The sequence below is a fragment of the Algibacter sp. genome (genome assembly GCF_029245835.1).
GTDB lineage: Bacteria > Bacteroidota > Bacteroidia > Flavobacteriales > Flavobacteriaceae > Algibacter_B.
In genome coordinates this window covers 27,420-41,804 of the sequence record NZ_JAQWOO010000035.1, presented here as the reverse complement: position 1 = coordinate 41,804, position 14,385 = coordinate 27,420, and the positions used below count along the sequence as shown (strand labels likewise).

The following is a 14,385-nucleotide window of genomic DNA, read 5'->3' as shown; positions in this document are numbered from 1 at the left end:
TATGCAATTTCTTTATTTTGATCCAGGATTGGGAGCTATGATAGTTCAGGCTATTGTTGCGGCTGTGGCAGGTGTCTTTATGTTTTCTAAGAATTTAGTTTACAAATTAAAAGTCTTTTTTGGAATAACCAAGAAAAGTGATTTTTATGACGACATAGAGGTGTCAGATACTGCTGATGTAGAAAACGAATCTAAAAGTGATAAGTAAAAAAAATCATTCCGCTTCTTTTAGAGATCCTTCCGGGTATGTGTTTGTTGATAACGGTGTTGTTAAACGTAGAATCAACCCTATTTATTTTAAACAGTATCAAACTTTAAAAGAAAAAGAACTGTTTAAAAAGTTGTTTTCGGCTGGTTTGTTAATAAAGCACGAAGAAGTGTTTGCCGACACCTCTCAAATCGTTATACAACCAGAACAAATTCCTTTTGTTACCTATCCTTATGAATGGAGTTTTAATCAATATAAAGACGCTGCATTATTAACACTTAAAATACAGAAATTTTGTTTAGATAATGATATGTCTCTAAAGGATGCTTCAGCTTTTAATGTAACATTTCATAGTGGTAAGCCAATTTTTATTGATACTTTATCTTTTGATTTTTACCAAACTAATGAGCCATGGAGAGCTTTTAAACAGTTTGTTTCTCATTTTTTTGGACCGCTTCTTTTGGCAAAATATCATGGTGCCCCAACTTTAAAATTAATGAGTAATTTTATTGATGGTATACCTGTTAAAATGCTGTCTTCAATGCTTCCGCTTAAAACTTTTCTTAACCCATTTGTGTATTCAAATGTTCATTTATTGGCAAAATATGAAAACGACTATAAGGCAGATTATAAAGGGAAAGCAAGAAAAACGTCATTATCCAAAAAGGCCCAATTAAATATCGTTAAGAGTCTTTATGATTTTATAAAGAAAATTAAGCTCAATGAACAGTCAGAATGGGGTGATTATTATAACAAGATTAATTATACAGAATCAGCTTTTCTACAAAAAACAAAAATTATTAATCAATGGATAAGTAATCTAAAAACCAAAACATTGATTGATATTGGGGGAAATGATGGCACTTTTGTAAGACGAATTGAACAGCATATAGAGCATGCCTTAATCTGTGATATAGATAATAATGCTGTAGATTTTAATTATAAAATATTACATGATAAAACAGAAAGTTATATAACACCATTTGTTTTGGATGTGTTAAATCCCTCAGCGTCTATTGGTTTTAATAGTGAAGAGCGTGCGTCTTTTTTACACAGAATAAAAGCTTTTAAGCCGGAATTAACCATGGCTTTAGCGGTCATACATCATATGTCTTTATCTGGAAATATTCCTTTTGCAATGTCTGCAGAATTTTTTGCGTCGTTTTCAAAATATTTAATTATTGAGTTTCCAAAACGAGAAGATTCTTGGGTAGAACGATTATTAAATTCTAAAAGAGAATTTAAAGCATATTTTAATTTTTATAACATACAATCTTTCGAGGAGATTTATGAATGTTATTTTGATATTGTTGAAAAACTAGAAATAAACAATTCTAAGCGTGTTATGTATTTGTTAAAAAAGAAAGATGTTTAAGAGGCTAAGAACATATATTTTAAACTTTCTTAGCGATTCGAAACAGATACCATGGCTAGTTGGTTTATCGGCTGGAATATATCCTTTTTTTAAATACTACAATTCTAATTTTCCACTTGTAGATTCCAAAAGCCATTTTGTTGTATTAGTTTTATTGTTTTTATTACTTCCAATTTTCGGATCGTATTTCATCAAAATTATAGGAGCTAAATTACATGTTATAAAAAAACACGAAGCTCTATTATTTACACTCAACAATTTTGTTTTTTTTGCCTTATTTGTAATTATAAGCACTTGGGGTATAAGAAAAGAATATTTATTAATTGGGCTTGTTATTGCCACTATTTTTGGTTTTTTGTTAAAAAAGCATTTAAAAAAAGCCATAGTTTTTCAGTTATTAATGGCATTTCTAGTTGTTCCAAAATTAATCCTAGTTTTATATAGCCATTTTTTGACAAAAGATAATTGGAAAAATTTACCCGATAATATTGGTAATGTAAAATTAATAGAAAAGCCAAATATTTATTTTATACAGCCAGATGGTTACGTTAGTAAAAAAACTTTAGAAAATAAAGTGTACCAATCAAGTAGTGATTTGTACAATTGGTTAGAAAATAAAGACTTTCATGTTTACCATGATTTTAGGAGCAATTATTCTTCAACATTGGTATCTAACGCTTCTCTGTTTACAATGAAACACCATTATTTTGGAGAGACTTTGTTACCTGCAATGGAGATGCCAAGAGCAAGATCTATTCTAAATGGCGATAACAGTGTTATCGATATTCTCCATAATAATGGCTACCAGAGTTATTTTATTGTTGAAGACGACTATTTTCAGCAAAACTTAACAAAAAACAGTTATTCTTACCAAAATATTGATTTGAAAAACATTCCTTTTTTTAGTAGTGGACAGAATATAAAGAGGGATGTTTTTAAGGATTTGGAAAACGTTATCAAAAGAGATAAAAATAGTGTAAACCCAAAATTCTTCTTTATACAAAAACTAATTCCGCACCATGTTCACTATAAAGAATCTAAAGAAATTGAACGTAACGATTATTTAAATAAATTAGATAATGCCAGTATTTGGGTAAAAAAAATAATAAATCTGATAACTGAAAAAGACCCTAACGCCATAATAATTGTAGCTGCAGATCACGGAGGTTGGGTTGGTATAGAGAATTATAAAGATTTTTATTCTACTAATGATGAATTTCTTGTTAATTCTTTATTTAGTACTTTGTGTTCTATAAAATGGAATAAGATCGATAACTTGAAGTATGATAAAGCATTAAAGACCAATGTAAATATATTTAGGGTTTTATTTTCCGCTTTAAGTAAAAATTCAGCGTATTTAAACTACTTGGAAGAGGATGGAAGTTATCAGTTGCGTAAAGAAAATAAAATTGGGATGTCTATTTATAGATTAATCGACAAAAATGGACTTGTGGTTTCAGAAAAACTAGAAAAATAAAAGATGAGTAAGTATCAGGTTGTACGTTATACTTCAGACTTTTACAGTCAGTGGAATCTTTTTGTTGAAGGCGCTAAAAATGCTACATTTATGTTGCATAGAGATTTTATGGAATACCATGCCGATAGGTTTGAAGATTTTTCTTTATTGTTTTTTAAAAAAAATAGTTTGGTTTCTATAATGCCATTAAATAGAGTAAATGACACTGTTTTTTCGCATCAAGGATTATCTTATGGTGGGTTAGTTTTAAGTAAAAAAAGCACTTTAAAAGACGCCTTAAAAACTTTTGAGGCTATTTTATGGTTTTTAAAAGATTTAGGAATTAAAACAGTGATATTAAAACCAGTTCCTAGAATTTATAATACTTTACCAAGTGATGAAATTGATTATGTACTTTTTAAGCTTAAGGCAGAATTATTTAGAAAAGATATAACAACGGTAGTACATCAATTTAGTGTCTCCAGAATAAAGTCTTTAAACAGACAAAGAAATTTAAAAAAAGGAAGAGATTTAGGTTTGGTTGTAAAGGAAACAGATTGTTTTGAAGACTTCTGGTCTCAAATTTTAATTCCTAATTTAAAAGCTAAATTCAATGTTTCTCCAGTTCATTCTTTGGAAGAAATAACATTGCTTAAAAAGAGTTTCCCAAATCATATAAGACAATTTAATGCTTACCATGAAGACGATATTGTTGCAGGTATTACGATTTTTGAAACTGAAAATGTAGCTCATGCACAATATATATCTAAGCATCCTATTAAGAATTTTGATGGCGGACTAGATGTTATTCTAGATTATTTAATTAACAAAGTTTATAAAAATAAGCGATTCTTTGATTTTGGAATTTCAAATGAAGGGGAAGGACAGTTTATTAATGATGGATTGCAATCCTGGAAAGAAAGTTTTGGAGGTCGATCAGTTTCGCATGATTTCTATAATATTAATGTTGACAATTGTAAACTTTTAGAAAACGTTTTTGTATGATTAAATTCTTAGATCTTCATAAAGTAAATGAACGTTTTCAGGAAGCATTTCAAAAGCAGTTTCAATTGTTTTTAAATTCGGGAAACTATATTTTAGGTGAGCAAGTGTCAAAATTTGAATCTGAGTTTGCAAACTATTGTGGTGTTAAGTATTGTATAGCTGTTAGTAATGGGCTTGATGCGCTTAAATTAATTTTTGAAGCATACAAAGTTCTTGGAAAATTAAAAGAAGGAGACGAAATATTGGTTCCCGCTAACACATATATTGCATCGGTGTTGGCTTTAAGTCATTGTAGGTTAAAACCTGTTTTAATTGAACCTGCTTTAGATAGTTTTAATATCGACCCTAATGAATTGGAAAAACATATTACCTCTAAAACAAAGGCTATTTTAGGAGTGCATTTGTATGGGAAATTATTTGACGTAAATCGGTTGAAACTTTTTTGTGAAAAACACAATTTATTGTTAGTTGAAGATGCAGCACAAGCTCATGGAGCAAAACATTTAGACGGAAGAAAGGCTGGCAATTTATCACATGCTGCGGCATTTAGTTTTTACCCAACAAAAAACCTTGGGGGCTTAGGAGATGGAGGAGCTGTAACCACTAACGATTATGAGTTAGAAACTGTGATAAGACAGCTAAGAAACTATGGCAGAATCTCTACTAATGAAAATGAATATAAAGGCTATAATTGTAGATTAGATGAACTTCAAGCATCATTTTTAAGACTTAAATTAAAATATTTAGACCAAGACAATAAAAAACAACAAAGTATTGCCCAGTTTTATTTAAATAACATCGAACTAAAAGGTGTAATTCTTCCAGCATGTGAAAATATAGAATCTCATGTTTTTCATCAATTTGTGATAAGGCATAAAAAGCGTAATGAACTCAAAGAATATCTTAAAAATAACAGTGTAGAAACTTTAATTCATTACCCAATTCCTATTCATAAACAAAAAGCATACAGGGAACTAAATCATTTAAGCTTTTCAGTAACTGAAAAGATTCATAGTGAGATTTTAAGCTTGCCAATATATGCAACACTCGGTGAAAATGAAATCCGTGAAATTGTTTCTGTAATAAATACGTTTAATTGAATTTCTTTAATAGACATAAAGATTTATTTCTGATAAAATTATTTTCAGTTAATTCTTTAGGCGTTCTCGGAAGGTCTGCTTTAGTTATTTTTTCCCAAAAAATTGTTGCTGTTTTTTTAGGACCTGAAGGGATGGCTTTAGTAGGGAATTTAAAGAATGCCATGGCTTTATTAGGTTTGGGGGCCTCCTTTGGGGTAGATCAAGGTGTGTTAAATTACCAATCGAAACACGAAGGCGAAAATCAACATTTAAAAAAACTTTACGGAACGTCGTTGGCCTTCAGTGTTATTGGCAGTATTATAGTTTTTTGCGTTCTTTTTTTTGGTTCAAAATTTTGGAGCAATTACGTTTTTAATACAGCTAAATTCGATTATTTATTTATCATTCTCTCTTTTATATTACCATTTACAGCAATATATAATTTGTGTTTTAGTATCATTAGTGGGAAATCAAATTATAAAAAAGCTACTATAATTTCGTTTACAGCCAATGCTTTATCAACGCTATTAGTTTTATTATTTGTTTTTAAATATCAATTATCAGGAGTGTTACTTGCAGTTACGCTTACGCCAGTATTACAATTGTTGTCTCTTGTTGTTTTTGGTAGAAATGAAATCAAGTTATTACTTAAAAGTAAAATCCAATTCAATAAACTATTCAGGTCAAAATTAATGGGATTCATTATTATGGCCTTTGTAGCGGTAGTATTAAGTAACCTTGTTGATATTGAATTAAGGAATTACCTAACCGAAGAAATCTCGTCCCAAAATGCTGGGTATTGGACTGCTATCACTAGTCTGTCGACTTATTATTTATCTTTTATGGCAGGAATTTATACACTTTATATATTGCCCAAATATGCAAAAATAGAAAGTTTTAAAGCCTATAAACTAGAGTTGATTAATATCTATAAAATTATATTACCCATATTTATAATTATGTTTTTAGGTATATATTTAGGTAGGGATTTTATAATTGAGATTCTTTATTCCAAAGCATTTTCGCCAATGAAAGTGCTTTTTAAATGGCAGTTGATTGGTGATTTGGTGAAAATAGTAGCTGTAGTAATGGCTTATCAATTAGTAGCAAAAAATAAATGGAAGTTATTTATATTAACGGAATTCATGTCTTATGCGTTATTTTATTTCCTTGGTATTTATTTTGTCGAAAAAAATGGCGTTGAGGGTATAGTATTTGCTCACTTTGTACGTTACTTATTATATTTGTTGATTATAGTATGGTCGGTTAGGTATATTTTCAAAAAAAGTGATGCAAAATGAAGATAAAAAAGAAAAAAACGGAAGTTTTAGATATTCCAATAATTCATGACCCTAGAGGTAATCTGGCTGTAATTGAAAAGGAAGTTGTGCCTTTTGAAACCAAACGAGTGTATTATTTGTTTGATGTTCCTAGTGGGTCAAGTAGAGGTGGGCACGCGCATAAAGAATTAAGTCAGTTTTTAATTGCTTTAAGTGGTAGCTTTGATGTGATTATTAAAACAGGAATAAAAACAGAGAAGGTTACTTTAAACAACCCGTCTAGAGGATTGCTTATTACACCATGTGTTTGGAGAGAGTTAGAAAATTTTTCTTCGGGAGCTGTTTGCTTAGTGGTGGCATCAGATGTTTACAAGGAAGAAGATTATATATACGATTTTGATGAATATTTACTTTACCTTTCTGAAAAGGGACTGTAGTTTTCTAAAAAAGAGTAACTGACTCGAGAGGTAATTGATAAAATCGGAAAATGATCTATTTCCTTTAAGTACTAAGTACATTGTTTTCCCCAGTATTTTATCACCAAAAAAACCAGCAAAATATAGTTTAGTCTTATTCGAACTTTTTTTGTAATCTGATAAAACTGTTGAAGGTAAGCTGTATTTGTTTGAAAAGAATTTTACTAAATTTTGCATTTGTTCAAGTAAATCTAATTGTAGCTTTAAATCTTTTTTATGACTGTAAGAATCTGTATGAATTCTGTATACATGTAAAGATTCATTAATCCTTTCAAAATCCGTATTCATTAATAAATCAACTAATATCGGATAGTCTTCAAAAGATATTTTCATTTCCAAATATTTTTCAAAATCTACATAATTTAGAAGATGCGCTCTATTGTAGCAAATACCTATCGGATAAATTTGACCCGTTAGAACTAGATGCTTATAGTGTGTTTTACTACTTGTTATTTGTTTTTTATTATCAAAGGGTTTTACTTTTTTTGTTTTCATAAAAAGGCTATCATAACCACTATCAATAAAACCAAGATTAGGTTTTTTTGAAATAGTATCAACCATTTTTTGTAAGGCATATTCTTGTTTTAAACAATCATCTCCTGCAATATCAAAAACATAATCGCCACTACATCTGTCTAATGTTGTTTTAAAATTTTTTAGAATTCCTAGTTGTTCCTTGTTTTGTTTATAGTTAATAAGATTGGGGTTTTTCTTAGAATATAATTCTAAAATACTTGGCGTGCTATCTGTAGAGTTATCATCACCAATTACAATCTCGAATTTGAAAGTAGTGTTTTGTTTTAATATAGATTGTAGAGTCTCGTCTATATAGTTTTCGCAATTATAGGTTAAAAGGTGTACAGAAAGTAATGGTTTTGATGTCATGTTAAAAAGAGGAAACCCTAATATTATATTTCAAAAGTAAAAGTTTAATTTTATTAAATACTAAAACAATTATTCTGGGGCTTTTTAATAAAAACCGTTGTTTTAGAGAGAGGTTATTATAATTGATGTTTTTTAAAATGGTCCGCTTTTTTTTAATGCTTTTTTCCATTTTATATTGATATGCAAAAATATACCTATAAAGATCGAGGTATTTTTTTAGTGAGTTGTTGTCTTTTGTCCAATTTTCAAAATAATCTAAATCTGGAATTGTTTCTTCTGAGATACCTTTTCTGGTCATTTGACTAGGAACATTAAAATTCTTTTCTAAACTAGCTTTATAACAATATGCTGTTTTAAATTTAAACCCGAATCTTATGTAGAAATCAATATCTTCAGCATATGTTATATTTGGGTTGAAAACGTCTTGGTTTTTTGAGATATTCTTTTTAAAGGCTAGTGAACTCGGGCAGAATATGCATTGATACATATTGGCATTAAAAAAGTCATCAATTAGAAAGTACTTATTTTTTAAATTTTTTGGAATATTTTTTTGTGGTTCAAGGACGGTTTTGTTATCATATTTTTCTAGATAATCTGTACCATAAATACTCGCTTCTGGAAACTTCTTATGCAATAATTTTATGTTTTCCAGAAAATCAGGTAACCAAATATCGTCTGCATCAAGTAGAGCGATAATTTCTCCTTTAGCAAGCGATATGCCTCTATTCCTAGTAGCAGAAAGGCCTAGGTTTTTTTCGTTTTCAAAATACTTTATCCTTTTTTCTTGAACGGTTTTTGCCTTATTTAAACTCTTATCAGTACTGGCATCGTTAACTACAATAATTTCAAAATCGGTAAAAGTTTGATTTAAAACACTTAAAAGGGTCTCTTCAATGTATTCTTCTTTATTAAATAGTGGTATAATTACAGAAAAAAAAGGCATTATTTTTTTAAGTTTATATGACAAAAGTAACTTAATCTAAACAATTCAAAGATATGTAACGACGGACGTTTGGATGTTAAGTTATAAGTGAAAAAGCGTGATAAAATTTTATATGTTATGGCTAAGGGATAATTCAATTTAAATTTTTCTAATTTAATAAAAACCTTCAGGAATGTGGTAAATTCAGGGTCAATCATTTTGGTTTTATAAATAGAGTCTAGGTTTTCAAGCGATTTGTGCGTCTTCCTAAAATAGACCTCATTTAAATCTACATCACCATGCAAAACAGGGTTGTCTATATGTAAAATAGAAGCTTTAATTTTACTAAGATTGTAAGCGAAAACTGTGTCTTCGTGTCCATAAGTTGTTATGCTTTTTTCAAACCCAATAGTATTAAATACACTTTTTTTAATCAATGTATTATTAAATAATACGCTTTTATAAATACTTTTATTTCGCTTAACAGATGTGGTATCTTCTTTGTAAATTCCATATTTCCAGCGTAATTTTCTGCTAGAATTAACTGACTTAGGATGAATTCTGCCTCCGTAAATAACTTCAGTATTTTTTTTAATAGCTTCTAAATACTTTAAAATAAAAATGTCGTCGGGTAAAAGTGAATCTCCATCAATGAATAAAAGATATTCGTATTTTGAAATTTCTGCTAAAGCATTTCTATTATTACTTAAACCAACATTATTTTTTTGAGCTAAAAATTTAGAACTTTTAAGCGAATTTATTTTTTCATTTTCTGAATTTATAGAAGATTTTGATCCATCATCTATACAAATAATTTCAAACTCAATATCTGAAGCTAAGGCTTGCTTTTCAAGTTGACTTGCTAGCGGAAATACGTTATAATTATATGTAGGAATTAAAATTGAAAGCATTATCTGTTTGCAATTAATACTGTTTCTGGCGATTTAAAACCGAAGTAAAAATCATCATCTTTTCTTTCGAAAGAACGCTTTTTAACATGAAAGTCATTTTTTTCCAATCTTGTTTTCAATCCATCAGCAGAATAGATTCTAACATGATCATCCTGTCCAAAATGTTTTAATCGTTCTTCTGGTAAAACTATCGAATCATCTTCATAGATATCACCTGTTTTAAACGGCGTCTGAATGTAAATAGACCCATTTGGCTTTAAAACTCGATATAATTCGGTCATTGCTTTTTTATCATCTGTAATATGCTCTAAGATATGATAACAAATGATGGTATCAAAAGTTTCATTTTCTTGTGGAATCTTAGTAATATCAAATTTATAATCTGCAAGAAACTCATTTTCAAAATCGCTACTAAAATAATTTATCTTTTGAGTTTTTTTTAATCTTCGATAAAGGTTTCTTGATGGTGAAAAGTGCAATACATTTCCTTTTAAAGCATGATCCTTATTAACTAATTTCCAGAGTCTTCTGTTTCTGGATAAACTCCCACAAAAAGGGCATAATAAATCTTCATTCTCCAACTCAACAAAAGCCCTTAACTTCTTTTTGCAAATATTACATTGGTGTTTCTTTCCTAAATAGAAAACACCATAAAAGATTCTAAAAAACAGTTCGTTTTTAATTAAAAACTGCTTCGGGATTATCGATTTTAGACTTTTTTTTATAGAATTATACATGTTATCCTTTGCGTTGTACCACTTCATAAACTTGATTTTCATCACATTTTAAAGTTTTACTTGGGTATTTAAGGAGTAAAGCATAGTCGTGAGTTGCCATTAAAATGGTATTGCCGTTTTTGTTAATTTCTTGGAGTACTTCCATGACTTCAATGCTGGTTTGAGGGTCTAAATTTCCTGTAGGTTCATCGGCAAGAATAAGTTCTGGATCATTTAACAAAGCTCTAGCAATGGCTACACGTTGTTGTTCGCCACCAGAAAGTTCATGCGGAAATTTAAAACCTTTAGTTTTCATATCAACTTTGGCTAAAACCTCCTCAACACGCGTCGTCATTTTGTCTTTGTCTTTCCAGCCTGTAGCTTTTAAAACAAAAAGTAAATTATCGTTAATCGTTCTGTCTGTAAGTAATTTGAAGTCTTGAAAAACAACGCCTAGTTTTCGTCTTAAAAACGGAATATCTTTTTCTTTAAGATTTTTTAAATCGAAATCAACAATATGTCCTTCGCCTTCAGTAAGTGGTAAATCGCCATAAAGTGTTTTCATAAAACTACTTTTTCCAGTACCCGTTTTTCCAATTAAGTAAACAAAATCCCCTTTGTTAATCTCTACATTCACATTTGAAAGTACTAAGCTTTCACCTTGAAAAATAGAGGCGTCTTTTAATTGTAAAATGGGAGTTGGCATAAATTAAATAAGGTTCTTTTAGACTGTTGTAAATGTATTATTTAAAATTTGAAAGTAAAAGTTAAACGTGAAAAGTTTAAATTCAGTATTCAGTTTCTCATATTTACTTGATATGTACAAACTAAATGTAATTCCAACCAAAACTTTAAACTTCCGCCTTCAAACTTATTTCCCAACATTTAATAACTCGGTTTATAATTATGGCACGATTATTACGTTATAAGATTCATATTAAATTATCTTTGATTTTAAATTTAAAAATTAATCCTAAATGACTAAGAAAAGTATCGTTTCATTAGTACTTGCTATAAGTTTTAGTTTTCAAATCCTAGCACAACAATCTGCGACATATACAAGTAGTTTGGTAGATTATCAAAAGGCATTATCGCTTTATAATAATCAACAATACAGAGCAGCTCAGTCCATGTTTACTAATGTTAAAAAAACTGCAGAAGAAGATATTTTACAATCTAATTGTGCCTATTATATTGCCAATTGTGCGGTACGATTAAATCAGCAAAATGCAGATCAGTTAGTTGAAGATTTTGTAAAAGCATATCCAACAAGTACAAAAAGAAATACTGCTTTTGTTGATGTTGCTGATTATTACTTTGAAAATTCAAAATATGCTTACGCCAGAAAATGGTATGATAAGGTAGATGAAAAAGCTTTAGGGAAGAAAGAGCGTGAGAAATTCAATTTTAATAATGGGTACACAGCGTTTTCAACCAAACAATATAAAGATGCTAAAAAGTATTTAAGTAAGGTAGAGAACTCTCAAGAATTTGGAGCACAAGCTAAATATTATATCGGTTTTATGGCTTATGAAGGCGATGATTACGATAGAGCAAACGAATATTTTGAGCAAGTAAGCGACCAAGAGCGCTACAAAGAAAAATTATCATATTACCAAGCGGATTTAAACTTCAAACTAGGGAAGTTTTATAAAGCTATTGAACTAGCTAAAGAACGCTTAGAGTCTAGCGGCGCAGATGAAATTTCAGAGCTTTCTAAAATTATAGGTGAAAGCTATTTCAATTTAGAAAAATATGCTGAAGCTATTCCGTATTTAACGGATTATAAAGGTAAAAGAGGCAAATGGAATAATACCGATTTTTATCAATTAGGTTATGCGTATTACAAGCAGAAGGACTATGAAAATGCCATTTCAGAATTTAATAAAATAGTAGGCGGGAATAATGCTATTGCTCAAAATGCTTACTATCATTTAGCAGAAAGCTACATCAACTTAGATAAAAAGCAGGAAGCTTTAAATACGTTTAGAAATGCATCTCAAATGAATTACGATTTAAAAATCCAAGAAGATGCCTGGTTAAACTACGCAAAGATTAGCTATGAAATTGGAAACCCTTACCAATCTGCACCACAAGTTTTAGCAAGTTATTTAGAGAAATATCCAGAAACGCCTTACAAAGAAGAGGTTGTAACCCTCTTAATTGATTCTTACATCACATCAAAAAATTATAAAGAAGCTTTAAAACTATTAGAAAGCAAGAAGAGTTTTGAAAATAAAGTGGCATATCAAAAAGTGGCATTTTACAGAGGTTTAGAATTATATAATGAAGGCGATTATCAAGAAGCGGATTCGCTTTTTGATGCCTCTTTAAAAGAATCACAAGACCAAAATTATACAGCAAGAGCAACCTTTTGGAAAGCAGAAGCCGATTATAATTTAACTAATTATGATGATGCGCTCATTGGTTTTAAACAATTTAAACAACAAATAGGAACATCAGCAACACCTGAAATTGAAAACATTGATTATAATTTAGCTTATACATATTTCAAATTAAAAAATTATGGGAAGGCCACTGAATATTTCAATAATTTTATTTCAAATAAAAGCGAAGACAAAGTAAGATTGAATGACGCTTATTTACGTTTAGGTGATGGTTATTTTGTGTCAAGTCAATACGAAAGTGCTATTTCAGCTTATAAAAATGCTATTAAATTGAATGAAATAGACTCCGATTATCCAGCGTTTCAAAAAGCTATTAGTATTGGTTATGCAGGGCAATCTTCAAAAAAAATAAAAGCATTAGAACAGTTTGTTTCAGAATATTCTAAATCAAAATTAAGAGACGATGCGCTTTACGAACTTGGTAATTCTTATGTAAAAGCTAACGAAACGGATAAGGCGATGAAAGTCTATAATAAGTTAAGTAGCGAATACAGAATGAGTTCGTTTTTGCCAAAAGCTTTGTTGCGTCAAGGTTTAGTGTATTATAACGGAAGTGAAAACGAGCGTGCTTTAACCAAGTTTAAAAAAGTGGCAGGGGATTATCCAGGAACACCAGAAGCAGTTCAAGCCGTTTCAACAGCACGTTTAATTTATATAGATTTAGGTCGTGTTGACGACTACGCTAATTGGGTGAAGCAACTTGATTATGTTGAAGTTACAGATGTCGATTTAGACAATGCGACTTACGAATCTGCTGAAAAACAATATTTAGACAACAATACAGATAAAGCCATCAAGCAATTTAATGGCTATTTAAATCAATTTCCAAACGGTATTCACGCCTTACAATCCCATTTTTATGTGGCACAATTGTATTACAAAAAAGATTTACTAGAAAATGCTGCACCACATTATAAATATGTTGTTGATGCTAGCCAAAGTGAATTTACAGAAGAAGCTTTATCGCGTTTATCTCAGTTTTATTTGGAGAGTAAAAGCTGGAACAAAGCCATCCCGATTTTACAACGTTTAGAGGAAGAAGCAAACTATACACAGAATATAATATTTGCACAGTCCAATTTAATGAAAGCAAATTATCAATTAAAGAACTATGATAATGCGGTTTCTTATGCAGAAAAGGTATTAGGAAGCTCTAAAATTGATAATAAAATAAAGAGTGATGCCCATATTATTATTGCGCGTTCTGCGATGAAAACAGGTGATATGGCTAAAGCAAAATCAGCTTACGCAAATGTTGAACGTGTTGCAACAGGAGAAACGGCTTCAGAGGCTTTATACTTCAATGCCTATTTTAAAAACAAAGCGGGTAAACATGAAGCTTCTAATAAATCTGTACAAAAATTAGCTAAAGATTTTTCAGGGTATAAATATTACAGCGCCAAAGGTTTAGTCTTAATGGCTAAAAACTATTATGCTTTAAATGATGCTTTTCAAGCCACTTATATTTTAGAAAGTGTCATTCAGAATTTTCCAGAGTTTGATGATGTGGTTTCAGAAGCAAAAACAGAACTCAGTAAAATTAAAACCGAAGAAGCTAAAACAAATTCATCCATTTTACAAGAAGATTAATTTGTCTGGTCGAGCGCAGTCGAGACCTAATTAATAAATCAAAAATCGTCAATCGTAAACCTGTCCTGAGCGAA

Annotated in this window: 13 protein-coding genes; 8 read left to right on the top strand and 5 right to left on the bottom strand. The window is 29.9% G+C overall.

The window, feature by feature from the left end; all coding sequences use genetic code 11:
* Position 1: 1 nt before the first annotated feature.
* The 7 genes from P8K68_RS06135 to P8K68_RS06105 are packed head-to-tail and all read left to right on the top strand — an operon-like array spanning position 2 to position 6,840.
* Complete coding sequence (locus tag P8K68_RS06135; RefSeq protein WP_300248808.1) at positions 2 to 208, top strand: hypothetical protein; 207 nt, start codon at positions 2 to 4, stop codon at positions 206 to 208.
* Positions 198 to 1,583, top strand: coding sequence for a class I SAM-dependent methyltransferase (locus P8K68_RS06130; protein ID WP_300248807.1), 1,386 nt, complete (start codon positions 198 to 200; stop codon positions 1,581 to 1,583). Before P8K68_RS06135 ends, P8K68_RS06130 begins: the two co-directional genes overlap by 11 nt.
* On the top strand, positions 1,576 to 3,060 hold the full coding sequence (locus P8K68_RS06125; RefSeq protein ID WP_300248806.1) for a sulfatase-like hydrolase/transferase: 1,485 nt from the start codon (positions 1,576 to 1,578) through the stop codon (positions 3,058 to 3,060). The genes P8K68_RS06130 and P8K68_RS06125 overlap by 8 nt, the downstream gene beginning before the upstream one ends.
* A 3-nt stretch (positions 3,061 to 3,063) precedes the next feature.
* Entirely contained in the window at positions 3,064 to 4,044 is a 981-nt protein-coding gene (locus P8K68_RS06120) for a GNAT family N-acetyltransferase (RefSeq protein ID WP_300248805.1), read from the top strand.
* On the top strand, positions 4,041 to 5,144 hold the full coding sequence (locus tag P8K68_RS06115) for a DegT/DnrJ/EryC1/StrS family aminotransferase (protein WP_300248804.1): 1,104 nt from the start codon (positions 4,041 to 4,043) through the stop codon (positions 5,142 to 5,144). The genes P8K68_RS06120 and P8K68_RS06115 overlap by 4 nt, the downstream gene beginning before the upstream one ends.
* Positions 5,141 to 6,424, top strand: a complete 1,284-nt coding sequence (locus P8K68_RS06110) for an O-antigen translocase (RefSeq protein ID WP_300248803.1) — start codon at positions 5,141 to 5,143, stop codon at positions 6,422 to 6,424. Before P8K68_RS06115 ends, P8K68_RS06110 begins: the two co-directional genes overlap by 4 nt.
* Positions 6,421 to 6,840, top strand: a complete 420-nt coding sequence (locus tag P8K68_RS06105; RefSeq protein WP_300248802.1) for an FdtA/QdtA family cupin domain-containing protein — start codon at positions 6,421 to 6,423, stop codon at positions 6,838 to 6,840. The genes P8K68_RS06110 and P8K68_RS06105 overlap by 4 nt, the downstream gene beginning before the upstream one ends.
* Here the strand turns inward: P8K68_RS06105 and P8K68_RS06100 are convergent.
* The 5 genes from P8K68_RS06100 to P8K68_RS06080 are packed head-to-tail and all read right to left on the bottom strand — an operon-like array spanning position 6,811 to position 11,019.
* Positions 6,811 to 7,764 carry a glycosyltransferase family 2 protein gene (locus P8K68_RS06100; protein WP_300248801.1) on the bottom strand — a complete coding sequence of 318 codons (954 nt, stop codon included), beginning with the start codon at positions 7,762 to 7,764 and terminating at the stop codon, positions 6,811 to 6,813. The two genes, P8K68_RS06105 and P8K68_RS06100, sit on opposite strands and share 30 nt — an antisense overlap.
* A gap of 1 nt (position 7,765) precedes the next feature.
* Positions 7,766 to 8,707, bottom strand: coding sequence for a glycosyltransferase family 2 protein (locus P8K68_RS06095; RefSeq protein ID WP_300248800.1), 942 nt, complete (start codon positions 8,705 to 8,707; stop codon positions 7,766 to 7,768).
* Positions 8,707 to 9,597, bottom strand: coding sequence for a glycosyltransferase (locus tag P8K68_RS06090; RefSeq protein ID WP_300248799.1), 891 nt, complete (start codon positions 9,595 to 9,597; stop codon positions 8,707 to 8,709). Before P8K68_RS06090 ends, P8K68_RS06095 begins: the two co-directional genes overlap by 1 nt.
* Positions 9,597 to 10,361 carry a class I SAM-dependent methyltransferase gene (locus P8K68_RS06085; RefSeq protein ID WP_300248798.1) on the bottom strand — a complete coding sequence of 255 codons (765 nt, stop codon included), beginning with the start codon at positions 10,359 to 10,361 and terminating at the stop codon, positions 9,597 to 9,599. Before P8K68_RS06085 ends, P8K68_RS06090 begins: the two co-directional genes overlap by 1 nt.
* Positions 10,336 to 11,019 (bottom strand): ATP-binding cassette domain-containing protein, encoded by a 684-nt coding sequence (locus tag P8K68_RS06080; RefSeq protein ID WP_300248797.1) that lies wholly within the window; start codon positions 11,017 to 11,019, stop codon positions 10,336 to 10,338. The genes P8K68_RS06085 and P8K68_RS06080 overlap by 26 nt, the downstream gene beginning before the upstream one ends.
* Before the next feature lie 271 nt (positions 11,020 to 11,290).
* Here P8K68_RS06080 and P8K68_RS06075 point away from each other — a divergent pair, with 271 nt between their 5' ends.
* On the top strand, positions 11,291 to 14,311 hold the full coding sequence (locus P8K68_RS06075) for a tetratricopeptide repeat protein (RefSeq protein ID WP_300248796.1): 3,021 nt from the start codon (positions 11,291 to 11,293) through the stop codon (positions 14,309 to 14,311).
* The last annotated feature ends 74 nt before the right edge of the window (positions 14,312 to 14,385 follow it).

Excerpts from the sequence above, each read along its gene's own strand:
- P8K68_RS06135 (WP_300248808.1), top strand. The coding sequence starts at position 2 with ATGCAATTTCTTTATTTTGATCCAGGATTGGGAGCTATGATAGTTCAG.
- P8K68_RS06125 (WP_300248806.1), top strand. The coding sequence starts at position 1,576 with ATGTTTAAGAGGCTAAGAACATATATTTTAAACTTTCTTAGCGATTCG.
- P8K68_RS06120 (WP_300248805.1), top strand. The coding sequence starts at position 3,064 with ATGAGTAAGTATCAGGTTGTACGTTATACTTCAGACTTTTACAGTCAG.
- P8K68_RS06115 (WP_300248804.1), top strand. The coding sequence starts at position 4,041 with ATGATTAAATTCTTAGATCTTCATAAAGTAAATGAACGTTTTCAGGAA.
- P8K68_RS06105 (WP_300248802.1), top strand. The coding sequence starts at position 6,421 with ATGAAGATAAAAAAGAAAAAAACGGAAGTTTTAGATATTCCAATAATT.
- P8K68_RS06100 (WP_300248801.1), bottom strand. The coding sequence starts at position 7,764 with ATGACATCAAAACCATTACTTTCTGTACACCTTTTAACCTATAATTGC.
- P8K68_RS06095 (WP_300248800.1), bottom strand. The coding sequence starts at position 8,707 with ATGCCTTTTTTTTCTGTAATTATACCACTATTTAATAAAGAAGAATAC.
- P8K68_RS06090 (WP_300248799.1), bottom strand. The coding sequence starts at position 9,597 with ATGCTTTCAATTTTAATTCCTACATATAATTATAACGTATTTCCGCTA.
- P8K68_RS06085 (WP_300248798.1), bottom strand. The coding sequence starts at position 10,361 with ATGAAGTGGTACAACGCAAAGGATAACATGTATAATTCTATAAAAAAA.
- P8K68_RS06080 (WP_300248797.1), bottom strand. The coding sequence starts at position 11,019 with ATGCCAACTCCCATTTTACAATTAAAAGACGCCTCTATTTTTCAAGGT.
- P8K68_RS06075 (WP_300248796.1), top strand. The coding sequence starts at position 11,291 with ATGACTAAGAAAAGTATCGTTTCATTAGTACTTGCTATAAGTTTTAGT.